Annotated in this window: 21 protein-coding genes; 11 read left to right on the forward strand and 10 right to left on the reverse strand. The window is 31.9% G+C overall.

What is annotated here, in order from left to right; translation table 11 throughout:
* Nucleotides 1-45 precede the first annotated feature (45 nt).
* Complete coding sequence (locus tag ACFQ1R_RS02025; protein ID WP_379924441.1) at nt 46-813, forward strand: SDR family NAD(P)-dependent oxidoreductase; 768 nt, start codon at nt 46-48, stop codon at nt 811-813.
* A 442-nt stretch (nt 814-1,255) separates the two neighbouring features.
* Here ACFQ1R_RS02025 and ACFQ1R_RS02030 read toward each other — a convergent pair whose 3' ends face one another.
* The 9 genes from ACFQ1R_RS02030 to ACFQ1R_RS02070 all read right to left on the reverse strand — a co-directional run bounded on the left by ACFQ1R_RS02030 (nt 1,256) and on the right by ACFQ1R_RS02070 (nt 8,576).
* Nucleotides 1,256-1,450, reverse strand: a complete 195-nt coding sequence (locus ACFQ1R_RS02030) for a hypothetical protein (RefSeq protein ID WP_379924442.1) — start codon at nt 1,448-1,450, stop codon at nt 1,256-1,258.
* A gap of 88 nt (nt 1,451-1,538) precedes the next feature.
* Nucleotides 1,539-1,778, reverse strand: a complete 240-nt coding sequence (locus tag ACFQ1R_RS02035) for a hypothetical protein (RefSeq protein ID WP_379924443.1) — start codon at nt 1,776-1,778, stop codon at nt 1,539-1,541.
* Between the two features lie 494 nt (nt 1,779-2,272).
* Nucleotides 2,273-2,839, reverse strand: coding sequence for a GDSL-type esterase/lipase family protein (locus ACFQ1R_RS02040; protein ID WP_379924444.1), 567 nt, complete (start codon nt 2,837-2,839; stop codon nt 2,273-2,275).
* A gap of 163 nt (nt 2,840-3,002) precedes the next feature.
* A complete protein-coding gene (gene kduI, locus ACFQ1R_RS02045) occupies nt 3,003-3,845 on the reverse strand; it encodes a 5-dehydro-4-deoxy-D-glucuronate isomerase (protein ID WP_379924445.1) in 843 nt (280 codons plus the stop codon).
* A gap of 44 nt (nt 3,846-3,889) precedes the next feature.
* Nucleotides 3,890-4,471, reverse strand: coding sequence for a LutC/YkgG family protein (locus ACFQ1R_RS02050; RefSeq protein WP_379924446.1), 582 nt, complete (start codon nt 4,469-4,471; stop codon nt 3,890-3,892).
* Nucleotides 4,468-5,832 (reverse strand): lactate utilization protein B, encoded by a 1,365-nt coding sequence (locus ACFQ1R_RS02055; RefSeq protein WP_379924447.1) that lies wholly within the window; start codon nt 5,830-5,832, stop codon nt 4,468-4,470. Before ACFQ1R_RS02055 ends, ACFQ1R_RS02050 begins: the two co-directional genes overlap by 4 nt.
* A 3-nt stretch (nt 5,833-5,835) precedes the next feature.
* Nucleotides 5,836-6,573 (reverse strand): (Fe-S)-binding protein, encoded by a 738-nt coding sequence (locus ACFQ1R_RS02060; RefSeq protein WP_379924448.1) that lies wholly within the window; start codon nt 6,571-6,573, stop codon nt 5,836-5,838.
* 9 nt (nt 6,574-6,582) lie between these two features.
* Nucleotides 6,583-7,746 carry a mannonate dehydratase gene (gene uxuA / locus ACFQ1R_RS02065; protein WP_379924449.1) on the reverse strand — a complete coding sequence of 388 codons (1,164 nt, stop codon included), beginning with the start codon at nt 7,744-7,746 and terminating at the stop codon, nt 6,583-6,585.
* A 17-nt stretch (nt 7,747-7,763) separates the two neighbouring features.
* Nucleotides 7,764-8,576 (reverse strand): SDR family oxidoreductase, encoded by an 813-nt coding sequence (locus tag ACFQ1R_RS02070; protein WP_379924450.1) that lies wholly within the window; start codon nt 8,574-8,576, stop codon nt 7,764-7,766.
* A gap of 241 nt (nt 8,577-8,817) precedes the next feature.
* On the opposite strand from ACFQ1R_RS02070, the gene ACFQ1R_RS02075 reads away from it, so the two are divergent.
* The 8 genes from ACFQ1R_RS02075 (at nt 8,818) to ACFQ1R_RS02110 (ending at nt 21,225) form a co-directional block, all read left to right on the forward strand.
* Nucleotides 8,818-10,923 (forward strand): bifunctional aldolase/short-chain dehydrogenase, encoded by a 2,106-nt coding sequence (locus ACFQ1R_RS02075; RefSeq protein WP_379924451.1) that lies wholly within the window; start codon nt 8,818-8,820, stop codon nt 10,921-10,923.
* Between the two features lie 165 nt (nt 10,924-11,088).
* A complete protein-coding gene (locus ACFQ1R_RS02080) occupies nt 11,089-12,369 on the forward strand; it encodes a sugar isomerase (RefSeq protein WP_379924452.1) in 1,281 nt (426 codons plus the stop codon).
* Between the two features lie 9 nt (nt 12,370-12,378).
* Complete coding sequence (locus ACFQ1R_RS02085; protein ID WP_379924453.1) at nt 12,379-13,749, forward strand: FGGY-family carbohydrate kinase; 1,371 nt, start codon at nt 12,379-12,381, stop codon at nt 13,747-13,749.
* Between the two features lie 85 nt (nt 13,750-13,834).
* Entirely contained in the window at nt 13,835-15,124 is a 1,290-nt protein-coding gene (locus ACFQ1R_RS02090) for a class II aldolase/adducin family protein (RefSeq protein WP_379924454.1), read from the forward strand.
* A gap of 31 nt (nt 15,125-15,155) precedes the next feature.
* A complete protein-coding gene (locus ACFQ1R_RS02095) occupies nt 15,156-16,568 on the forward strand; it encodes a purine-cytosine permease family protein (protein WP_379924455.1) in 1,413 nt (470 codons plus the stop codon).
* A 128-nt stretch (nt 16,569-16,696) separates the two neighbouring features.
* Nucleotides 16,697-17,578: an aldose 1-epimerase gene (locus ACFQ1R_RS02100; RefSeq protein ID WP_379924456.1), complete on the forward strand. Its 882-nt coding sequence runs from the start codon at nt 16,697-16,699 to the stop codon at nt 17,576-17,578.
* A gap of 85 nt (nt 17,579-17,663) precedes the next feature.
* Entirely contained in the window at nt 17,664-19,226 is a 1,563-nt protein-coding gene (locus tag ACFQ1R_RS02105) for a hypothetical protein (protein WP_379924457.1), read from the forward strand.
* Between the two features lie 172 nt (nt 19,227-19,398).
* A complete protein-coding gene (locus ACFQ1R_RS02110) occupies nt 19,399-21,225 on the forward strand; it encodes an AAA family ATPase (RefSeq protein ID WP_379924458.1) in 1,827 nt (608 codons plus the stop codon).
* A gap of 210 nt (nt 21,226-21,435) precedes the next feature.
* Here ACFQ1R_RS02110 and glyA read toward each other — a convergent pair whose 3' ends face one another.
* Entirely contained in the window at nt 21,436-22,710 is a 1,275-nt protein-coding gene (gene glyA / locus ACFQ1R_RS02115) for a serine hydroxymethyltransferase (protein ID WP_379924459.1), read from the reverse strand.
* A 200-nt stretch (nt 22,711-22,910) separates the two neighbouring features.
* Between glyA and fahA the strand changes: the two genes are divergently transcribed.
* The gene (fahA, locus tag ACFQ1R_RS02120) at nt 22,911-24,194 is read left to right on the forward strand and encodes a fumarylacetoacetase (protein ID WP_379924460.1); all 1,284 of its coding nucleotides are present in this window, start codon (nt 22,911-22,913) and stop codon (nt 24,192-24,194) included.
* Between the two features lie 77 nt (nt 24,195-24,271).
* Nucleotides 24,272-24,586 carry a hypothetical protein gene (locus tag ACFQ1R_RS02125; RefSeq protein ID WP_379924461.1) on the forward strand — a complete coding sequence of 105 codons (315 nt, stop codon included), beginning with the start codon at nt 24,272-24,274 and terminating at the stop codon, nt 24,584-24,586.
* Nucleotides 24,587-24,806 lie beyond the last annotated feature (220 nt).

The following is a 24,806-nucleotide window of genomic DNA, read 5'->3' on the forward strand; positions in this document are numbered from 1 at the left end:
CGGGGTTAGGTTGCACTTTTGTAATGTAATTTAAATCAATAAAAAATGCAAAAAGATGTAAATAAAATAGCTTTGGTTACTGGCGGTAGCCGTGGATTGGGAAAAGACACCTCAATTCAACTCGCTAAAAGAGGTTTTGATGTTATCATTACTTATAAAACAAAAAAGCAAGACGCTGAAAATGTTTTAAATGACATTAGAAAGTATAACAAGTTGGCGTTTTCAGTTCAATTAGATATAGCTTCTACCAAAGGATTTGAAACTTTCAAACAAGAAATTGACGCTATACTCAATACACATTTTAATGGTAAAAAACTAGATGCTTTAGTAAACAATGCGGGTACTGGAATTAACTCTTCATTTGAGTTAACTACTGAAGAAAGTTTAGATGCCATGACCAATATTCATTTTAAAGGCCCCTATTTCTTAACCCAAAAATTATTACCATTGTTAAATGACAGCAGTAGTATTGTTAATACATCATCGGGTTTGGCTAGATTTTCATTTTCTGGTTATTCAGCATATGGCGCAATGAAAGCTGCTGTTGATTCTTTAACAAGATATCAGGCACTCGAATTGGGTTACAGAAAAATAAGAGTTAATTCGGTTGCGCCAGGAGCTATTGAAACCGATTTTGGTGATGGTTTTGTACGTGACAATGAAGATATGAATAAAATGATTGCATCGCAAACAGCACTTGGCAGAGTTGGATTACCAGATGATATTGGTTCGGTAGTTGCTTTTCTGTGCTCGGAAGAATCAAAATGGATAAACGCTCAAAGAATTGAAGTTTCAGGTGGATTTAAAATTTAAAGCTTAGTTAATAAAATATCGTTCTATTTAAATCTATCTATTTACACACAACAAGATTCTTATTTTATTAAAAAACCCTTGTAAACATATTATTACAAGGGTTTTAATAATATTTACTTAACTACAATTTTTAAATTCGTGTTTAAGTTATATCCTGAAATATTAAGTATATAAACCCCTGATAACTTTCTATTTGAAATATATAGCGTAAATACTTCGTTTTTTGTATTAGATGTTATTTGTTTTTTAAAACCAATCTACCTGCCACATCAAATATACTAGCCGTAATTTCATTGGTTTTATAGCTTGGAGTTTTAATGTTGATTTGATTATTTGTTGGGTTATGAAACCGTTTAATCTCATTTTTAATATCATCAAATACATGATTACTCAGTAATACATTTTGATACAAGTCTGATACTTCAATAGCGGTAAAGCATAATTAAAAAAATTCAAGTTCATCTAACATACCCTTATATGGTGCTGGTGCTGTACCATTTTGCAATTCTAATTCACCAATATTACCAATAATTAAATCGCTAACTTCAGATATTCCTATCACACCAGTTTCGTCTAGTTCTGTTATAAGAACACCATTTAAATATAATCGTAATCGATGCGCCATAACATCTCTCATAATTACAACATATCCCTAATTAGCAGTAAAAAAAAGGTGTTCCGCTTGTTGAAAGTTCTTTTTCGGCTATGTTATCATCAATAGCAATTCAAAATTGGCTACTTTTAAATTCTACATTATAATGTTTACCTGTAGCACCTGTAGATGTATTTACAGTGAAAGAACCTTTACAGAATACATATGAACTTGTTGCATTGGTAGGCAACAAATTTGATGCTGCTTTCATCCAAAAAGATATAGTAAAGAATGATTTATCTAGGTATAATTGATCTTGATTAGGTATATTTACAATAAATAAATTATTATGCGCTGGTGAAAAACTTATCACATTATTTGTTTTACCCAAAACACTCTAATATTTGAATTGTTAATTTATATCAAGAACTCCATGAGTTTGGCAGGTTGAATTATCGCTAATTTGTCCGCCATCAAAAGAAAACTTATTAAATGATCTATAGCCTACCATAACTTGCGTTATATTTGCAATAGTTCTAATCATCCATACATTTCCTGTGGGGCTACCTTTAGTTTTTGAAGGGTCCTATAAATAATAATTTATCGAGCATATAAACCTTTATCTTGGCAACTTACTGTATTTACCGCCAAAGTTGGAATTACAACGAAGTTACTACCATGTTCTGATCGTGCTAAAATATAATCATCCTCATTAACGGCATTGTCACTCCAATTAATTGTAAAACACCATAGTTATGCTAATTATATACTATATTGTTAACAAATTTATTAACACCTTTTACTTAATCTTTATTATTTTATAGTAATTCTACAATAGGCACAATACTAATGTAAATGAAATAATTATTAGTTTACGTAGTTTTTAATAACAGTATACCAAAGTTCATAACCATCTTTATTCATATGTAAACCGTCATTTATAAATAATTCCTTTTTTAATTTTTTATTTTCAATCATAATATCCCAAACATTTGCAAATTCTAAATTATCGTTTTCATTGCATATTTTTCTTAAACTCTTATTAAGTCTACTATATTTCCTTCTTAAATGCCACCTTGAAATACTTGGCTTGGGTGAGATAATTACAATGTGAGTCGTTGTATCTTGATTTTTTATTTTAGAAATAATTTCTGAAAATGAATTTAAAATTTCTTTTATCTTTTTTTTGTGAGAAATATCATTGTCGCCTTCATAAATAAAAACTTTTTTAGGTTTGTATTTCAAAATAACATCATCAGAGAAAAACAATAAATCAATAGTTTCTGAGCCACCAAATGCAGAATTTATAACTTGTTTTTCAGGAAAAAGGTCTTGAATATCTGACCATAATCTAATGCTGGAACTTCCTGTAAAAACAATGGTTTCTTTTGAAGCATCCCAAATACTATCGTATTTTTTATTTATTAAGTCCACTTCATTTTTAAAACGAATACTATTTTGTGATTGACAAAAAAATGATATCAAAAAAAATATAAAATAAATAAATCTCATTTATAAAGCTTTTTACTATTTAAAATATTTTAGAATAAAAAAGCCCTAAATATTAATATTTAGAGCTTTAAATATGACAAGTTAATTATCTTAAATCCGGAATTTTACAAACATCCATATCGCCATAATCTAGGTTCTCGCCTGCCATTCCCCAAATAAATGAGTAATTACTGGTTCCTGAACCTGAATGAATAGACCAAGGTGGCGAAATAACTGCTTGATTGTTTTGCATCCAAATATGACGGGTTTCTTGAGGTTCGCCCATAAAATGACATACTGATTGCCCTTCTGGAATCTCAAAATAGAAATAAACTTCCATTCTTCTATCATGTACGTGAGCTGGCATAGTATTCCAGCTACTTCCAACTTTTATAGAGGTCATTCCCATTTGTAATTGGCAAACATCAACAACACTGTTTACAATATATTTTCTTAAAGTACGTGCGTTAGCTGTTTCTGGTGTACCTAATTCAATTACTTCAACATCATTAGTACCAATTTTTTTTGTTGGAAATGTTTTGTGAGCAGGTGTAGAATTAATGTAAAACATTGCTGGTTTGCTACTAGACTTACTTGAAAACACAACTTCTTTATTTCCTTGACCAACATATAAAGCTTCCTTATGGTTTATTTCATAAGCAGTACCATCAACTGTAACTGTACCACTTTCACCTATATTAATAATACCAAGTTCTCTTCTTTCTAAAAAATAAGGTGCTTTTAATGGATCGATGGTTTCTAAAGTAAGTGATTTATTTACTGGCAATACACCACCCGAAATAAAACGGTCGTAATGTGAATACACTAGATTTATTTTATCAGATTCGAAAAGACTTTCTATTAAAAATTCATTTCTTAACTGCGCTGTATCATAACTTTTAACACCTTTTGGGCTTGATGCATAACGCGATTCATAACTAATTGACATAATTTTATAATTTAATTTTTAATGTTTTTAATAAGAACTGCAATTTACAAAATTAAAACGGTTAAACTAACAGCTCCTTGTGCACCAATAACCAAACACTGTTCAATATCGGCTGTTTTTGACGGACCTGATAAAAAGAAACCAAAAGTTCTGTCTCGTTTAGAAATAGATTCATAAGCACTATGCATGTGCAAATGAATATTTTCTTTATTTATAAGTAGAACTAAATCGTTAGTTATAAATGGTAATACACGAATAGTTACGTCATTTTCAACAATCCAAACCGCACCGTTTTCAGCTACTGCCAATTCGCCTTTTATTATAGCTAAGTCGATATCTTCCAATCCATGAGGTTCGGTATCTTTTGAAATTGAAACTGTACCTAAATTAGATTCTTTTACACAAGATACTATTTTTGAAGCGTTGGTATAAAGCTTTTTAATTTCAGTATCTAAATTATCCATACCATTTAACTGAACAACTCTACCTCCTACAAATTCAACGTTTTCTATAAACGTTTTAACTAAATCAATATCTTCTTCAAAAAGATTCAAATCAATTTTAGGTAAAGGCAATGCTTCTGGTTTATTATTTTTTACAGCATTTAAAATAGATTCTCTACTCATTTCTTTTGTCTTTTTTTATACCATTCTTCAAAATTATCACCTTTTACTTCAGGCAAATCTCTGGCTTTACCCCAAGCATTTAATTTAGAATAAATTAAAAATTTAGGTGTGTGTTTCAACATAAATCGTGATGATTTACCAACAAACCCATACAATTTAGAATTTGCTAATACATTACCTGACATTTTTAAAACATTTTTTTTAACAACAGGTTGTGGCACATCTTTAGTTACTATTTGTCGCCATTTATACAACTGTTCATGTATGTTGATTTTAACAGGGCAAACATCTGAACACGAACCACATAAAGTAGATGCGAACGGTAATGAACTGTGTTTTGTTAAATCTTTTCCAGGTGATAAAATAGAACCAATAGGTCCTGGAATAGTTGCATTATAACTATGCCCGCCACTTCGTCTGTAAATTGGGCACGTATTCATACAAGCCCCACAACGGATACAATGTAGCGAAGCTCTAAAATCTTCACGACTTAGTTGCTCTGTTCTGCCATTATCAACAATAACAATATGCATTTCAGTACCTTCAGCGGGTTTATTGAAATGCGAAGAATAGGTAGTAATAGGTTGCCCTGTAGCACTTCTTGCTAATAAACGAAGAAAGATTCCTAAATGTTTTTCTTCAGGAATTAATTTTTCCATACCCATACAGGCAATATGTACTTTGGCAAGATGTGCGCCCATATCGGCATTTCCTTCGTTGGTACAAACTACTACACCACCAGTATTTGCAACTGCAAAATTAACACCGGTTATAGCTGCATCTGCTTTTAAAAATTTATCTCGCAAATGTTTTCTGGCTTCGGCTGTTAAATATTGTGGATCACCATTGCTTGGTTTTGTTCCTAAGTGTTCTTGAAAAAGCACATCAACTTCTTCTTTAGTTTTGTGAATAGCTGGTAAAACAATATGGCTTGGTGGTTCTTGTGCTAATTGAACAATGCGCTCACCCAAATCGGTATCAATAACTTCAATATTGTGCGCTTCTAAATAGGGGTTTAAGTGACATTCTTCAGTTAACATCGACTTACTTTTCACCACTTTCTTTACATCATGTTTTACTAAAATGCTGTGCACAATTTTATTATGTTCCTCGGCATCGGCAGCCCAATGTACAGTAACACCGTTTTTTTGAGCATTTTCTTCAAACTGAATAAGATATGTATCTAAATTAGAAAGTACATTTGCTTTTATAGCCGATGCATAATTTCGGAGTTCTTCCCAACCTTTTACTTTGTGCGCCGATTTATCGCGTTTTTGTCTAACAAACCATAAGGCTTTATCATGCCAATCTACTTTTGCTTCGTTTTTATTAAATATTGCTGCTTCGTCTGCGTGTGCCATAATTTAGATACTACTATTTAAAATTTCTGCTATGTGCATCACCTTTAAAGGTTGTTTATTTCTATTTATCAAGCCTTCCAAATGCATTAAGCATGAATGGTCTGCGCCTGTAATCACTTCTACATCGCTATCTAAATGGTCTTTTATTCTATCTTTTCCCATTTTTACCGAAATAGCTTCTTCAAAAACTGAAAAGGTACCGCCAAAACCACAACATTCATCTGCTCTATTCAAGGTTTTTAATTCTAACCCTTTCACTGCTTTTAATAGACTTTCTTCGGTTGAATAATGTGCATCCATGCGTTCTGAGCAAGAACCTAATCGTAATCCACGAAGTCCGTGACAACTTTTATGAATACCCACTTTGTGCGGAAATGATGCACCTAAATCGGTTTTTCCTAAAACCTCTGTAATGAATTGACATAACTCGTAGGTGTTTTTTCGAACACGTTTTACAGCATCGGTTTGCTCTAAAATATCAAAATGTTTTTTTACATGATACACACAACTGCCTGAAGGACCAACGATATAATCGAATTCTTTAAAATTTTCAACAAATAATTGACAGATGCCTTTTGAATCTTGCTCGTAACCTGAGTTACCTAATGGCTGCCCACAACAGGTTTGCCCCATGGGATAAACCACTTCAACGCCTAATTTTTCTAAGAGTTCTAAAGTTGCAATCCCTACTTGTGGATATAATTGATTAACGTAACATGGTATGAATAAACCGACCTTCATTTTGTATTTTTATTTTAAACTTCTTGAAATACCAAGTGCTAAACCTCGTAATTCGGCTAAACCTCTTAATCGCCCAATGGATGTATAACCCGGGTATGCTTTGTTTGGTTCTAAATCGTGTAACATTTGATGCCCATGATCTGGACGCATTGGCAATTGTATATTTCGTTGCTTTTCAACTTCTAGAACTGCTTTTACCACTTCATACATATCTGATGAGCCTTCTAAATGATTATCTTCAAAAAAACTACCATCAGCTTCACGTTTTACATTTCGTAAATGAAGAAAGTGAATACGATCTGCAAATTTTCGAATCATTTTAGGTAAATCGTTATCTGGATTTGCTCCTAAAGAACCAGTACAAAATGTGATACCGTTTGATGGACTATCAATAAAACCAACCAAATCTTCTAAATCTTTTTCAGATTTTATAATTCTAGGTAATCCCATAATATCCATTGGCGGATCGTCTGGGTGAATGGCCATCACAATACCATGTTCTTCACAAACAGGAATAACTTCATTTAAAAAATAAGACAGATTAGCTTTTAAATCGGCATGCGATAAGTTATCGTATTGCGCAATCATTTCTTTAAAAACAGGTATGGTTAAATCATCAACCGTTCCTGGAAGTCCTTTTAAAACGTTATTTTCTAAGGCTTGTTTTTCATCTGAGGTCATTTTAGAAAAACGCACTTCAGCTTGTTCTAAAATTTCTTGAGTATAGGAAGTTTCAACACCTTCGCGCTGCATGATGAATTTTTCAAAAACAGCCATATCTACTTTATCAAAACGTAATGCAGTACTGCCATCGGGTAGCTTCCAAAATAATTCGGTACGTGTCCAATCGAGTACTGGCATAAAATTATAACAAACGTTTTTTATGCCACAAGCAGCTACGTTTCTTAAACTTTGCTTGTAATTTTCAATGCGTTGTAAATAATCGCCTGTACGAAGTTTTATAGTTTCATGAATTGGAATGCTTTCAATAAAAGACCATTCTAAATCATGCGATTCAATCAATTGTTTAACTTTTAAAATCTCTTCAACTTCCCAAACAGAACCGTTTGGAACATGATGTAAAGCTGTTACAACACCCGTTGCGCCTGCTTGCTTTATGTATGATAATTTTACAGAGTCGTTTACTCCAAACCATCTAAATGTTTCTTGCATTTTCTTTTTTTTTACTATTAAACGCCACTAAATGCGCTAAAACCACCATCAACAGGAATAGTGATTCCTGTAACAAATTTAGAGGCATCACTACATAAATAATGCAATGCGCCGTGTAACTCATCAGCATCACCAAAACGTTTCATTGGTGTGTTTGCTATAATGGTATTACCTCTATCAGTATAACTTCCGTCTTCGTTTAATAATAAAGCTCTGTTTTGATTTCCTATAAAAAAACCTGGTGCAATAGCATTAACACGCAACCCATCGCCATATTTTAAAGCTAACTCTACTGATAACCATTTTGTAAAGTTATCTATAGCTGCTTTTGATGCTGAATAGCCTGCTACTCTAGTAATAGCTCTTTCTGAAGCCATTGAGGAAATGTTTATAATAACTCCTTTTTTATTTTTTACCATCTCTTTACCAAAAATGATTGAAGGAATTATACTTCCAAATAAATTTAAATCGACTACTTTTTTAAAGTCGTTCATATTAATATCGAAAAAAGATTGAGTTGGTCCAATAGTTGCACCTGGCATATTGCCTCCTGCTGCATTAATAAGAATATCAATTTTTCCATATTTATCAATAATAACATCTGCAACGGTTTGTAAACTAGTTTCATCAACTACGTTACACACAAAACCATCAACTTTGGCACTTATTAATGACATTTTTTTTACGGTTTCATCTACCGTATCTTTTTTATAATGCAAAATTATTACAATAGCACCTTGCTTTAAAAGGTATTCTGCCATACTACCACCAAGTACACCGCCTCCACCTGTTACAAGTACTACTTTATTTTCTAAATTAAATGAATTCATTTAGCTATTATTTAGTTATTAAGTTAGCTTACATTGGCAAATTTAATTAACCAATACAGAAATACTGCCCTGTACTGTACTGCCTTTTACAACAATTGTTTTATAATTTACCGTTTGTAAATTTATAGTTTTAAACTAAATTTATAAACTTAAAATAAATTAATTTCAAATTACAGTACAGTACAGGATAGAAAACTTTTTAGGTTCTTTTAATTTTGAATTTATAATCATAATATATCACATGAATACAACATCAAAAACATTTAAATACGTAGATTACCTTTGGGATGATAATAAAGCGAATGCTTTAGGCGATGATCAAGTTGCTTTATTTTTATACCGTTCAAACATATTAGGAGCAGATTTAAGAATAACGAATTACGGTGGTGGAAATACCAGCTGTAAAACCATTGAAAAAGATCCTTTAACTAATGAAGAAGTTGAAGTAATGTGGGTAAAAGGTTCTGGTGGTGATATTGGTACGTTAACACGTTCTGGTATTGCTGGTTTATATACAGGTAGATTACGCGATTTAAAAAATGTGTATGGCGGTTTAAGTGATGAAGATCGTATGGTAGGTCTTTTTAACCACTGTATTTATGATTTAGATAGTAAAGCTCCATCTATTGATACACCGCTTCATGGTTTATTACCATTTGCGCATATTGACCATTTACATCCAGATGCTTTAATTGCTGTTGCTGCAGCAAAAGACAGTGAAAAAGTAACCAAAGAAATTTGGGGTGATACTATGGGTTGGGTGCCTTGGCAACGTCCTGGTTTCGATTTAGGTTTACAATTAGAAAAATGTTTAGCTGATAACCCAGGAATTCGCGGAATCGTGTTAGGTAGTCACGGGTTATTCACTTGGGGAGATACATCTTACGAATGCTACATGAATAGTTTAGAAGTTATTGAGATGGCTTCAGACTATATTGAAAATAAAATAAAAGAAAAAGGCTCTGTTTTTGGAGGTAAAAAAATTGACAGTCTTCCTAAAGAAGAGCGTTTAGAAAAAGCAGCACAACTAATGCCTTTATTAAGAGGTTTATGCTCTTCGGAAAAAAGAATGATTGGTCATTTTTCTGATAGCGATGTTGTTTTAGAATTTATCAATAGTAATGATTTGGCTAGATTAGCACCTCTTGGAACGTCTTGTCCAGACCATTTCTTACGTACAAAAATTCAACCTTTAGTACTTACGTTAGATAAAAATGAAGATTTAGAAGATTCAAAAGCTGTTTTAGCAAAATTAGAACCTGCTTTTGAACAATATAGAAAAGAATATGCAGATTACTATAACACTTGTAAAAAGTCAAATAGTCCTGCAATGCGTGATCCAAATCCTGTAATTATTATTTATCCAGGTGTTGGTATGTTTAGTTTTTCAAAAGATAAACAAACAACACGTGTAGCAAGTGAGTTTTACATTAACGCTATTAACGTAATGCGTGGTGCAGAAGCCATTACTGAATATACATCGTTACCAAGACAAGAAGCTTTTGATATTGAATATTGGTTATTAGAAGAAGCAAAACTTTCAAGAATGCCAAAAGAACAACCATTATCTCGCAAAGTTGCTTTAGTAACAGGTGCTGGCGGCGGAATTGGTAAAGCCATTGCTGATAAATTAGCTGCCGAAGGTGCTGTTGTTGTACTAACCGATATTAACGAACAAAGTTTAATTGAAGCCAATGCAACATACAAACGCGATGTTTCTACCTATGCGATATGCGATGTTACAGATACTGAATCTATCGCATCTGCTTACAAAAAAGCTTGTTTAGAGTTTGGTGGTGTTGACATTGTTGTACATAGTGCTGGTTTAGCGATTTCTAAAGCTTTAGAAGATACTACTGATAAAGACTGGAACATTTTACAAAGTATTTTAGTAAAAGGTCAGTTTGATTTAGCAAAACAATTCTCTGCAATTACACGTAAGCAAGGTTTAGGTGGCGATTATATCTCTATTGCTAGTAAAAATGGTTTAGTTGCTGGTCCTAACAATGTGGCTTACGGAACTGCAAAAGCGGCACAACAACACATGGTTCGTTTATTGGCTGCTGAATTAGCAAAAGATAAAGTTCGTGTTAATACTATTAACCCAGACGGTGTTATTGTAGGTAGTAAAATTTGGGAAGGTGCTTGGGCTGAAGGTCGTGCTAAAGCAAATGGCATTACTGTAGCTGAATTACCAGCATTTTACGCAAAACGTAATTTATTAAATGAAATTATAACTCCTGCTGATATTGCTAATGGCGTTTTCACTTTTGTGGGAATTCTAGATAAATCAACAGGAAACATTATAAATGTAGATGGAGGTATGGCAAATGCCTTTGTTAGATAAAAAATTTTGAGTTAGTTTTAGTTTGTTAAAAAGCTTCCATAGCATATTAAAATATATATGGAAGTTTTTTTTTAAAATGAAAACAAACCATTTATTCTAAACTAAAATATAATTAAAACATCAAGGGAATTTATTTCCAACCATAATAAGCAATAAACTAAACCAATGAAAATAGAACAAAGCAACATACAAGACGTAAACAATAAAGCGCTTAAATCGCATAACGAGCATTTTGATTTTTTATCAAATAGTTTAACCAATAAAGGTGTTAATGTAACTAGCTTAATTAAAAAACTACAAGAATTTCAAGTAGCCATACCAAGTTGGGCTTTAGGTGCTGGTGGTACACGTTTTGGACGTTTTTCATTTTTTGGAGAACCTTCAAGTTTAGAACAAAAAATTGAAGACGTTGGTTTAATTCATTCCTTAACGCAAACTGCTGGTGCTGTTTCGCTTCACATTCCTTGGGATATTCCTAGTGATTATAATGCTATTAAAGACGTAGCTAATAGTTTAAATATTAAATTTGATGCTGTTAATTCAAACACCTTTCAAGACCAAAAAAACGCAAAGGAAAGTTATAAATACGGTTCTTTAAGCAATACAAGCGAAGCGGTAAGACAACAAGCTATTCAGCATAATTTAGACGTTATAAATATTGGGGATAAATTAGGTTCAAAAGCATTAACCGTTTGGTTGGCTGATGGTTCTTGTTTTCCTGGGCAAAATAACTTCCAAACGGCATTTCAAAATACTGAAAACAGTTTAAAAGAAATTTATAAAGGTTTACCAAGTGATTGGAGTATGCTAATTGAATATAAACCTTACGAGCCTAATTTTTACAGTACGGTTATTCAAGATTGGGGTGCATCTTTAATGCTAGCAAATGCATGTGGTGATAAAGCTTATACATTGGTAGATTTAGGTCATCACCTTCCAAATAGCAACATAGAGCAAATTGTTTCTATTTTACAACTAAAAGGTAAATTAGGTGGTTTCCACTTTAATGATAGTAAATATGGTGATGACGATTTAACCGTTGGAAGCATCAAACCTTACGCCCTGTTCTTAATTTTTAATGAATTGGTTTACGGCATGGAAAACAACCCACAAAACCCAGATTTAGCGTGGATGATTGATGCAAGTCACAACGTAAAAGATCCGTTAGAAGATTTAATTCAGTCACTTGAAGCCATACAAGAAGCCTATGCTAAAGCACTTTTAGTTGACCAAAAATTATTAAAAGACGCGCAATTAAATAACGATGTAGTAAAATGCCAAGAAATTTTACAAGATGCTTATAGAACCGATGTACGTCCGCTATTAGCAAAAGCAAGATTAGATATTGGTGGTGCATTAAACCCAATTCAAGCGTATCGCGATTTAGATGTAAGAAACCAATTAATTAAAGAACGCGGTAAACATACTGTGGCAACAGGATTATAATAAATTTGTATGATAGATGTAACAGCGGTTTTTGATATTGGAAAAACCAATAAGAAGTTTTTTCTTTTTGATAAGGATTATAAAGAAGTTTACAAAGAATATATCCATTTTGATGAAATTGAAGATGAAGATGGCCATCCTACCGAGAATTTAAAAGCACTTCAAGAATGGTTAAAACGTGTTTTTGAAAATATTCTTGAAGCATCAGAATTCAATGTAAAAGCTATCAATTTTTCAACCTATGGTGCTAGTTTTGTTCATTTAGATGAAAATGGCGAAGCACTTACACCACTTTATAATTACACCAAACCATTAGATGAAAACTTAGTAGCTTCGTTTCTTGAAAAATATGGTCCGAAAGAAACATTTCTAAATAAAATTGGTTGTTATGATTTAAGTATGCTAAACTCTGGGATGCAACTATATTGGTTAAAACATACCAAACCAGAAATTTTTAGTAAAATAAAATACTCGTTACACCTACCCCAATACCTTAGTTATATTTTTACTGGTATTCCTTTAAGCGAATTTACCAGTATTGGTTGCCATACAGCGCTTTGGGATTATGAAAAGAAAGATTATCATGAGTGGGTTTACAAAGAAGGTATTAATAACATACTACCAACAATTGTTTCAACTGAAACGAGTATAAACATGAATTATAATGGTAAACGCATCAAAATTGGCGTGGGTATTCATGATAGTTCTGCGGCATTATTACCTTATGTTCGAAGTATTAAAAAGAAATTTGTTTTAGTATCAACAGGTACTTGGAGCATCACTTTAAACCCGTTTACCGAGCATCCAATTTCTGAAAATTCTAAAAATGTAGATTCTATAAATTACATGCGTATTAACGGAAAACCTGTTAAAGCAACACGCCTATTTTTAGGAAATGAATATAAAGTTCAAGTTAGTAAACTAGATAAACATTTTGGTGTGCCTGAAGATTATCACCGTCATGTAAAATTTGATTACGATACGTATCTAGAAATAACAAAAGATTTTGAATACATGTTTAAGTGGGAAAGTATTTCTGATAGCAATATGCCACAGCAAACAAAATTCCCTTACATTAAATTTGAACATGCATACCATCAATTAATGACCGAGCTTGTGTTGCTTCAAATTAAAAGCATAAAAAGTGCAATAGGTGAAGACGAGATTAAAAGACTGTATGTTGATGGAGGTTTTAGTGGTAACGACTTGTTTGTAAAATTACTATCACATTATTTTAGAGATAAAAAATTACGAACTACCGATGCATCATTAGGATCGGCTTTAGGTGCTGCAATTTGTATTTCAGATTCAAAATTAAACTCAAAATTCCTTAAAAAGAATTATGCCCTTAAAAAGCATGTTCCTTTTATTATTACTTAAAAAAAATTCTATTATTCCGTTAGGTTAATAGTTATAATCAATACAACTGATTTTTTCAAAACGTTTTATTTTAAAAACTGAAAAGATGTCAAAAAATATAAAATTAGAGCACCCAAGAGATCAAATTACAAGAATAATTAGTAGAATTTATCAACGAGGCATGACCACTACATCTGGTGGAAATATTTCTGTAATTGATGATAATGGTGATATTTGGGTAACACCATCGGCTATAGATAAAGGTTCGCTAAGAGCTTCCGATATTATTTGTGTAAAAAAAGATGGTACTATTATTGGAAAACATAAACCTTCATCAGAATTTCCATTTCACAAAGCCATATACGAAGTTCGTCCAGATATAAAATCAGTTATTCATGCACATCCACCAGCGCTAGTTTCTTTTAGTATTGTTAGGCAAATACCAAATACAAACATTATTTCGCAAGCAAAACACATTTGCGGACCTATTGGTTATGCAGCATACGAATTACCTGGAAGTAATAAATTAGGTGATATTATTGCTGAAGAATTTAAAAAAGGTTTTAAAGCAGTTATCATGGAAAACCACGGAACCGTTTTAGGTGGTAGCGATTTAACGGATGCTTTTGAACGTTTTGAAACGCTAGAATTTTGTGCCCGAACTATTCTATATGGTTCTCAAATAGGAACACCAAACTATTTAACCGATACTCAAATTGATGCTTTTGAAGCACAAAGCAACGATATGTTACCAGAAATGGAAACAACCTTGCATCCATCTGACGAAGTAGAAAAACGGTTGTCAATATGTAAAATTGTACAGCGCTCTTGCCAACAAGGACTTATGATTAGTTCATACGGAACAGTTTCAATGCGTTGGAAAGACAATGACTTTTTAATAACACCAACCGATGTGTGCCGATGGGATATGAGTCCAGAAGATATTGTTCAAATTAAAAACGGACAAAGAGAAACTGGAAAAAGACCAAGTAGAGCTACTTGGATACATCAAGAAATTTACAAAAACAATCCTAAAGTAAATTCTATAATCATGACGCAATCGCCCTATTTAATGGCGTTTGGAGTTACAAAGTCTTATTTAAATGTACGTACCATTCCTGAAAGTTGGATATTTCTACAAGATATTCCTTCTGTAAAATATGGCGACCATTTTAAAAATAATTCTCACTCAAAAATTACCAAAAATTGTACTACAGCTTTAATTATTGAAAACGATTCTGTATTAATTACTGGTGATAAATTGTTACAAACATTTGATTACCTTGAAGTTGCCGAATTTAGCGCGAAATCAATAGTATTAGGCGCATCACTTGGTGATATGGTACCAATTAATGATAACCAAGTTGAAGAATTGCGACAGAAATTTTTAGCTTAAATAAAACTAACCAACTAAATAAAATAACACTATGACACAATACCACCAAGAAGAAGATGCAATTGAACAAATTGCTGGCGGCGAATTTGAAAGAACGCCCGTACCACAATCTAAATTAAAAAGTTGGAAAAGCTTTTTAGGTATGTATGCTGGCGAACACGCTGCTGGTACCGAATTTATGATTGGTCCTTTGTTTTTAACTGCAGGCGTTAGTGCCTTCGATTTAATTATTGGACTACTTTTAGGAAATCTGTTAGCTGTATTATCATGGCGTTTTCTAACTGCTGAAATTGCTGTAAAAAACAGGCTAACTCTTTATTTTCAATTAGAAAAAATATGTGGAAAAAACCTCGTTACAGGTTACAATTTAGCTAACGGTATTTTATTTTGCTTTTTAGCTGGATCTATGATTACAGTTTCGGCTACAGCAGTAGGTATACCTTTTAATATGCCAATGCCTAAACTAACCGATACATTACCTAATGGTATTACATGGGTTGTAATAGTATTGGCTTTAGGTGCTGTTATATCAATAATTGCTGCTCGTGGTTATGATACCGTTTCAAAAGCTGCTAACTGGATGTCGCCAATTATAGTATTAGCATTTTTAGCTTGTGGCTTTGTAGCTTTAAAACAATTAGACGTTACTAGTTTATCACAATTCTGGGATATTTGGGGCGAAGGTAAAGAACCATTTCCTGGACAAATAAAATACACCTTTTGGCATGTACTTATTTGGTCGTGGTTTGCTAATGCTGCTATGCATATTGGTATGTCCGATTTATCAGTGTTTCGCTTTGCTAAAAAAGCACGTTCTGGATGGACAACCGCTGCAGGTATGTATGTAGGTCATTACATGGCTTGGATAGCTGCATGTTTACTGTATGCCGTATATTTAAAATCGCCTGAAGCACAAGCCTTTTTATCAAATGGTGAAGCACCTCCTGTTGCTCCAGGTCCTTTGGCTTACAACGCTATTGGTATTTTCGGAATTATTGCAGTGGTATTAGCTGGTTGGACTACCGCAAACCCAACCATATACAGAGCAGGTTTAGCATTTCAAGCTATTATGCCTAAACTTTCAACCTTTTGGGTAACAATTATTGCAGGAACTGTAGCTACAATTGCTGGTCTATTCCCTGCTTTTGCCATGAAATTATTAGATTTTGTTGCATTATATGGCTTTATTTTAGCTCCTGTTGGTGCTGTAATTGTTTTTGAACATTTCTTCCATAAACAATTTGGTATTGTTAAAAATTATGCTGAAGAAGCGAATATAAAATTTAATAAATCGGTGTTATTAGCTTGGGCTATCAGCTTTGGTTTGTTTTATTCTATTTCTATTCAATTCGACATTTTCTTATCTTTCGTTACATTACCTACATGGTTGCTTTGTGGTGTTTTGTTTCTTGTATTTAGTAAAATGTTTCAGAAAAAAATATAGCTTTATACTTCATAAACTCTTTAAAAGAAAGTCCGTAAAAATTAATTACGGACTTTCTTTTTTATACAAATACCAATTACATAATTTGCATATATTAATATATTTGTAAAAACAATAAAACAAACAATTTGTACACTATAAACACCAATTTTTCGGACATTATTGAACTAGAAAACGCAAATAAATCTTCATATGCTAAAATACACCTAAATTTAGGTGCTAGTTTACAAGAACTTACACTTAATAAGCATACAATAATAGAAGATTTATCACCGCTTTCATATAGTAATACCTATGCATCTTCCATCCTATTTCCTTTTGCTAACCGAATTAAAGATGGTATTTATTCGTTTGAAGGAAATCAATATCAATTTGATGTGAATGAAATTGGAAACAACAATGCATTACACGGTTTAGTTTTTAATAAAACCTTTAAAATTAAAGAACAAAATGCTACAGATACGTTTGCTTCTGTTACCCTAATTTATGTTGAAAAAAATGAATCAAAAGGGTTTCCGTACACATACACCATTCATTTAAAATACACTTTAACTGAAACTGGTTTAGACTTAAAAGTTTTAGTAACTAATACTGATACAAAACCGTTTCCGTTTACCTTAGGTTGGCATCCTTACTTTAGTAGTTCCGATTTGTTTAATAGTACACTAAATTTTGATAGTGACACGCAATTAGTATTTGATGATAAATGTATTACAACAGGCACTAAAACCATTGAAAATGAGCCAATTTTTGAAATTAAAGACAAAAAACTAGACGATTGTTTCATATTAAACAACAATCAAATACAATTCAACACGCCAAACTATAAACTTCAAATAGCTTCATCTTCAAATGAAAATTTTTTACAAATTTATACACCACCAAAAGCCAATGTTATAGCTATAGAACCTACTACGGGCGTTTCAGATAGTTTTAATAACAACATGGGGTTACAAATTTTAGAACCAGACAATAGCTACCTAGTTAATTGGACATTGAAATTAATTTAAACACAGTTTTTCACATTTATATACTATATCCTAATTTCAAAAGTTATATTTTTGAATATTAATTGAATAAACATACTAGTTTTTAATGAAGCGTTCCTTATATGTAGTTTTAGCAATCGGTTTTTTAATGCTTTGGAGTTCTTGTCGAAATGATTTTGATTTTTCACCAAGCACAGGAAACCTTCAATTTTCAAAAGACACCGTGTATTTAGATACCGTTTTTACAAACATTGGCTCAAGCACATACAACCTGAAAGTTTATAATAGAAGTAATAAAGATATTGTAATTCCTTCCATAAGATTAGCTTTAGGAAATGCTTCAAATTACAGGTTAAATGTTGATGGACTTTCAGGAAAAGCCTTCGAAAACATTCAAATTCTAGCAAAAGATAGTTTATATATTTTTGTTGAAACCACTATTGATATAACTAATTTTTCAAATCCAGAAGGTAAATTTTTATATACAGACCAAATAGAATTTGATTCTGGCAGTAACCTTCAAAAAGTAGAATTAGTTACATTAGTGCAAGATGCTATTTTTATTTACCCTGATAGAGATAACACCACAAAAGTTATAGAAACTCTAAAACTCGATATTAATGGCGACCAAGTAGAAACCGATATTCAAGGTCGTGAATTACTACCAAGTGAACTTACCTTTACCAACCAAAAGCCTTATGTAATTTACGGTTTTGCAGCAGTTCCAAACGGTGAAACACTAACTATTAATGCAGGCGCGCGCGTACATTTTCATGAAAATTCTGGTTTATTAATTTCTGAAGGCGCAACTTTAAAAGTAAATGGAAGTTTAAGTACAGACCAAAAACTTTTAGAAAATGAAGTAATTTTTGAAAGCGACAGATTAGAACCAGATTTCTCTGAAATTGCAGGACAATGGGGAACAATATGGTTTTTTGATGGTAGTTTAAACAACACCGTAAATTACGCCACCATAAAAAATGCTACCATAGGTATTTTGTGCGATGGCAACCCAAATGAAGCAACCGAAAAATTAAAAATAACCAACACACAAATTTATAATAACAGTAGTTTTGGTGTTTTAGGAAGAAACACCTCTATTACCGCCGAAAATATGGTAATAAACAACTCTGGTTTATCATCGTTTGCAGGTACTTTTGGTGGTAAATATAACGTTACACACTCTACAATTGCCAACTATTGGAATGGTTCAAGGCAGTATCCTTCAGTGTTATTAAATAATTTTATTTTTGATGAAAATGACACTGCAATTGTAACTAATTTAACTGAAGCAAATTTTAATAACTGCATCATCTACGGAAACGATAATCCAGAAATTTTATTAGATGAAATTGAAGATGCTGCGGTAGTTTTTAACTTTAAATTCACGAACTGCTTAATTCGTTTTGATAGTAGAAATACCAATTTAGTTGGTGGAAATTACGATTTGGATGATACCACACATTTTGTAAACAACATTTTTAATAAAGACCCAAATTTTAAAAATACTACTTTAAATCAATTAATTATTGGTGAAACTTCGGCAGCCATTAACAAAGCAAATAGCACCTTTGCTAATCAAGTACCATTTGATATTTTAAATGTAAATAGAACATCTACGCCCGATATTGGTGCTTACCAACACATCATTTTTCCTGAAATAGATTAAAACAGCATTGTTTAACAGACTTTAATAAATTGTTTAAAACTTCTTAATAACCAAGTAAGAAACGTCTTGGTGTTATGGAGTTAAAAGACTAACTTCGTTTAACTTGTGATATAAAACATTAAAACGATTTCATATCAATACAGTTATGCCTTATTGACAAAATGAATAAAGAATGGATATAATTGAACAAATAGAAATTAAAAATTTCCGTTCTTTTGGTAACAGGAAAAAAGAATCTTACAAAGTATTAAAATGCCAATCATTAAATATTATTTCAGGAGCTAACGACTCTGGAAAATCAAATATTTTAAGAGCTTTAAACTTATACTTCAATAAAAAAACTGATTTAAATAATTTTTTTGATTTCAATAAAGATTTCTTCAAAAAAGAAGACCTAGATGAAAATGAAATAAAAGAGGAATTAGTTACAATTAAAATCTGGTTCTACAACCCAAAAAACTTTGGGAAAAACAAAGAAAAAACTACAAATATTTATTTGCCAGAAAAGTTCTGGGTAAGTAGAAAATGGAAGAAAACATCTGAATTTAGTCAATTTGACCAATTATCAAGCATTGAAAAAGATTTTGAAATTGAAAAAGGTTCTGACTTTGATTATTTTCTAGAAGACAATATTGATGGCTCCAAATCTCTAAAATCAAATGCTCGAGCAAGTCTTCAAAAGCAATTAACTGACTTTATCAATTCTATTCAATTCCACTACGTTCCTGCAATAAAAGACAGTAGTTATTTCTCCCACCTGTACGGTGAATTGCAACAAACTTTATGGAAAACTAAAATATCTACAGTAGAAGATAAGAAAAATGAATTTGAAAAAGCAATACAAGTTGAGACAGATATTTTGATGTCTGAGTTTAGAAATTCAATTTCTATTAACAGTGATATAAAACCTGTCTTTCAACTACCTTCGGATTTGATTAATTTGTTTAGAGCATTAGTAGTCCAGACAGGAAGTGTAGATTTGACCTTAAGAGGAGATGGATTTCAAGCAAAACTTATTCCTGAAATACTCAATTTCATTGCAATTAAAGAACTTTCGTTTACTGCCAAAAGTATCAAGTCAGACTATAAGGCAAAAAAATATTTTATATGGGGGTTTGAAGAACCTGAGAATTCTTATGAATACAGAAATGCTCAAATATTAGCAGAAAAATTTAAGGAGATATTTTCTAAAAATGCTCAAATATTTATTACAACCCACTCTTTTAATTTTCTATCACTAAGAGGTGAAAACATTGGCATATATAGAGTCTGGAAAGATAACGAAATTAAAAGGTCTAAAATAACTAAGTTAAAATTTGATAGTAAAGGAAAAATAAAATTCGACTCATTTGCTTTAAATTCTGATTGGGATTTATTGCAAGAAGAATTAGGCTTTTTCTATTTAAATGTAGAGCTAAATCAAATATATGAGGAGAAACAAAAACAACTAGACATAATTAAAAACAAAGCAGAGCAAATAGATAAGCCAATTATTTATTCAGAAGGTTATAATTACAAGTATCTACAAAAAGCCAAGGATATTTATTTACCGGAAATAGATGTAGACATAAAAGATTGTGGAGGAAAAAATGAATTACAAAAATTATTTAAATTATTTGTGAAAACAGATTTTGACAGATTTAAAATATTTTTCATTTTCGACTGTGATGCTAGAGGTTCATATTCGGACTGTAAAAGCCTTAAAACAAAAAATTTAGTTCCATATATTTTCGATAAAAATCCGAATAATCAAATTGAAGAATTACAGTCAGGCATTGAAAATCTATTTGACTCTGAAATAATTGAAATTAAAGACGAGTCCTATTTATTTGATGTTACTACTATTGATAGAAATGGTGTTATTCAAAGTAGAAATCGAAAACTTAGAAAAGATAACTTTGAGAAGTATATTCTTGAAGAAAGACTTATAGATGATGATTTTTATAGATTTGAATCCTTATTTGAATTAATAAAAGAAAAATTAAATAACAAGGCATAATAAAAATGCATATAAAAATAGGCGAAATAGTAATAAATTCAAGGCTTTATGTTTGTATCAAAGTTTGTACTTGTCTGAAAATTTCGTACTTCGATATCGCCTAATTTTCATATACTAACCGTCAAACGAACCAACACCAATCCCCAAGTAAATAAAACAAAAAATCCCACTTTTTCAGGCGGGATTTCTCAATGGTAGGTTATAACAATATTAAGCCACAAACAACGGTCTGTTTGCCATCATATCGTTTACTTTATCTTTAACAGCTTCTAAAACTGCTTCGTTTTCGTAATTGTTTATTACTTCATCAATTAAATCAACAATTGCAATCATATCTGCTTCTTTTAAACCTCTGGTTGTTACTGCAGCAGTTCCAACACGAATACCCGATGTTACAAACGGCGAACGTGTATCAAAAGGTACCATGTTTTTATTTACGGTAATATCGGCTTTTACCAACGCTTGTTCTGCATCTTTACCCGATACGTTTTTGTTACGTAAATCTATTAACATACAGTGGTTATCGGTACCACTAGAAATAATATTATAGCCTTTTTCAACTAAAGCTTTTGCCATAATTGCAGCATTTGCTTTTACTTGTAATTGGTAGTGTAAAAATTCATCGGTTAATGCTTCACCAAATGCAATAGCTTTTGCAGCAATAATATGCTCTAATGGTCCACCTTGGTTTCCTGGAAAAACTGCCGAATCTAATAATGATGACATTTTACGTAAACTACCATCTTTTAAAGTAATACCGAATGGGTTATCAAAATCTTGACCCATCATAATCATACCACCTCTTGGACCTCTTAAGGTTTTGTGTGTAGTTGTTGTTACAATATGGCAATGTGGAATGGGGTCGTTTAAAATACCTTTTGCAATTAACCCTGCTGGATGAGAAATATCTGCCATTAAAATAGCTCCAACACTATCAGCAATCACTCTAAAACGTTTAAAATCAATATCGCGAGAATATGCCGATGCTCCAGCAATAATTAATTTTGGTTGTTCTTTAGTAGCTATTTCTTGAATTTTATCATAGTTTAAAACACCTGTCTCCTGCTCTACACCATAAAATACTGGATTGTATAATTTACCAGAAAAGTTTACTGGCGACCCATGTGTTAAATGCCCACCATGCGATAAATCGAATCCTAAAATTTTGTCACCTGGTGTTAAACATGCATGGTAAACGGCTGTGTTTGCTTGACTACCAGAGTGTGGTTGTACGTTTACATAATCTGCTCCAAACAAAGCTTTTGCTCTATCAATAGCAATTTGTTCTACTTCATCAACTACTTCACAACCACCATAGTAACGTTTACCTGGGTAACCTTCGGCATATTTATTGGTTAATACAGAGCCAGCAGCTTCCATTACTTGTGGGCTTACAAAATTCTCTGATGCAATAAGTTCTATACCATGAAGTTGGCGTTCTTTTTCAGCTTCAATAAGTTCAAAAATTTGTTCGTCGCGTTGCATAAAATGAGTTTCTTTTTAAATATTCGGCAAAAATAACAAATAGATTAGTTAAATTCACTAAAAAACATATATTTACTATTAAGTTTTTAACCAATTTATCAACGGTTAAAAGAAACCTAATTTTTCGGCATTTTATTCTAATAAAATGAAAAAAATGTGTAGGTTTGAATATAATTCCATAAACATAAAATATACAAGTTATGCCATTATCAGCTAACAATCCAGATAGAAAATCGTGGTTACACGTAGATAAAAACTCCGATTTTCCCATACAAAACATCCCATTTGGAGTATTTTTAACGCGTGATGATGTTATTACCATTGGCACCCGAATTGGCGATACGGCTATTGATTTGGGAGCATTACACCAATTAGGCTATTTTGATGATATTCCTTTAACCGATGATATTTTTCTTCAAGATACCTTAAATGATTTTATTGCCGATGGTAGAAAAACATGGCGTGCTGTAAGAAACCGTATTGCTCAAATTTTTGATAGTAATAATCCTATTTTAAAAGATAATAAACGCCACAAGGAGATTGTTTTATTTCGTTTAGATGAAATTGAAATGCAACTACCTGTACAAATTGGCGATTATACCGATTTTTACTCAAGCATTGAACACGCAACCAATGTAGGTTCGATGTTTAGAGATCCTGAAAATGCTTTGTTACCAAATTGGTTACACATTCCTATTGCTTATCATGGCAGAAGTTCATCAATCATTCCATCTGGAATTCCGGTACATAGACCTCAAGGGCAAATGCTGCCTCCTGGTGCTGACACACCTGTTTTCGGGCCAAGTAAATTAGTCGATTTTGAACTTGAAATGGCGTTTATTACTACTGTTGCTAACGATTTAGGTGAACCTATTCCTGTTGATGAAACTGAAGAATACATTTTTGGTTTGGTTTTATTAAACGATTGGAGTGCGCGCGATATTCAAAAATGGGAATATGTACCTTTAGGTCCATTTTTAGCGAAAAACTTTGCATCATCTATTTCTCCTTGGATTGTAACCCTGGATGCTTTAGAACCTTATCGTGTTGAAAGTCCTAAACCAATTAAACCACAATTAGAATATCTTCAATATAAAGGTAAAAAGAGTTACGATATTAATTTAGAAGTAGCCATTCGCCCAAGTGGTGCAAAAGAAACTATTGTAAGTAAATCTAATTTTAAGTATATGTACTGGAACATGGCACAACAATTGGCGCATCATACTGTAAATGGTTGCCCAATAAATTCTGGTGATATGATGGGTAGTGGAACTATTTCTGGCCCAACACCCGATTCATACGGCTCGATGTTAGAACTAACATGGAATGGTGAAAAACCTTTAAAAATGAAAGATGGTAGCGAGCGTACATTTATAAATGATAACGACACCGTTATTATGCGTGGTTACTGTGAAAAAGATGGTACACGTATAGGTTTTGGCGAAGTTTCAACCAAGTTATTGCCTGTTTTTAAGCGTAAATAAAAATGAGTTTTATGGCTGTAATGAAGTATGATGTTTTTATTTCATTGTTGTAAAACATTTGATTACATTTAATTTAAATGGATAATAGAAACTATTACACCAATAAATCATTTAAAAACAGTTTGATAGTAAGCTGTTTAATTGTAATCTGCTTAGTAGCAATTTTATTAACTAGAGGCTCTGAATATGCTAGCTCTGGACTATTTGTTGGGCTTCCTATTTTAATTGCATGGATTTTGGGATTTATTGGTATAATCCAAATAATCAAAGGTAGAAAAGAGAAAAAATCTTTAAAATTATTTGCTGCTCTGATAATAAATGGATTAATACTAGCATTTTTCATGACCATTATTATTTCAAATATTATAGATGTTGCTTGTGCTTTTATATAAAACATTTTACAACACAGTGAATAAAAAATTGCTAATTTTAGTTAAACCTATTTGAGTTGCTCGTTTGCTTACAGTTGATTTTAATTCGGAAAATCCTCGTACTCAAACCCAAAATTTCGATACACATAAACATTAAGATGCATTTGAAAAATGAACGAAATATTTGATTTAGTTTATAAATTTTTAAAATGGATTTCATTTGTAACTGGCTTTACTTACA

It is taken from the genome of Mariniflexile jejuense (assembly GCF_042675665.1).
GTDB lineage: Bacteria > Bacteroidota > Bacteroidia > Flavobacteriales > Flavobacteriaceae > Mariniflexile > Mariniflexile jejuense.